This is a genomic window from Streptomyces sp. NPDC058964 (assembly GCF_042741275.1).
Classification (GTDB): domain Bacteria; phylum Actinomycetota; class Actinomycetes; order Streptomycetales; family Streptomycetaceae; genus Streptomyces.
In genome coordinates this window covers 1-1,092 of record NZ_JBHYKH010001052.1, presented here as the reverse complement: position 1 = coordinate 1,092, position 1,092 = coordinate 1, and the positions used below count along the sequence as shown (strand labels likewise).

The window sequence follows — 1,092 nt, the reverse complement described above, 5'->3', positions numbered from 1 at the left end:
GTCAGCGTGACCGCAAGACCCGGCCCCGGGGGGGCCGGGCCCGCCCCCCGCAGCTGGTCGGCACGGACCGCGTGCCGGACGTGGTACGTGCCGAGGTCCAGGGCGTCCACCAGGCCGAGGGCCTTTCCCGGGCCCTCCGTCTCGGCCACCGCGACGGCCCGGTTCAGGGCCACGACCGGGCTCGGGGCGATGGCCATGAGCTGGTCGTACAGGCGCAGGATCTGCCCCCAGTCGGTGGCCTCGGCCGTCGGCGCGTCGCTGTGCACGGCGTTGATCGCGGCCTGGATCTGATAGGGCCCCGGCCGGTTCCGGCGCAGGCAGCGGCGTACCAGGTCCTGCCCCTCGGCGATCAGACCACGGTCCCACCGGCCACGGTCCTGCTCGGGCAGCGGCACCAGCGCGCCCTCCCCGTCCCGGCGGGCGGGGCGGCGCGCCTCGGCGAGCAGCATCAGCGCGAGCAGCCCGGTGGCCTCGGGCTCGTCCGGCATGAGGTCGGCGAGCAGCCGGCCGAGGCGTACGGCTTCGGCGCACAGGCCCGGATCACCCGTGTAGCCCTCGTTGAAGATCAGGTAGACGACGGCCAGGACACCGTTGAGCCGGTCGGGCAGGTCGGCGTCGCGGGGCACGCGGTACGGGATGCCCGCGTCGCGGATCTTGGCCTTCGCCCGGACGATCCGCTGGGCCAGGGTGGCCTCGGGCACCAGGAAGGCGCGGGCGATCTGCGCGGTGCCGAGCCCGCCGAGCAGGCGCAGTGTGAGCGCGACACGTGCCTGCAGGGCGAGGGCGGGATGGCAGCAGGTGAAGATCAGGCGGAGCCGGTCGTCGCGCACGGGGCCCTCCTCGGCCGGTGCGTCGGGCGCGTACAGCCGGGCCGACTCGGCCTGCCGGGCGTCCCGGGAGGACTCGCGGCGCAGCCGGTCGATGGCGCGGTTGCGCGCGGTGGTGATGATCCAGCCGGCCGGGCTGGGCGGCACCCCTGTCTCCGGCCACTTCCGAAGGGCCGTGGTGAAGGCGTCCTGGACCGGGGGCGCGGGGCGGGGGGTTTGGCCCCCCGGGCCGGGGGGGGGCGGGAGCCCCCGCGCGCGCACGGCG

General features: G+C 76.6%; 1 pseudogene. It reads right to left on the bottom strand.

Annotated features, from left to right (window positions below):
• Window positions 1-1,022, bottom strand: a pseudogene (locus ACFW2E_RS47595) (RNA polymerase sigma factor); the annotation flags it as partial.
• Window positions 1,023-1,092: the final 70 nt, after the last annotated feature.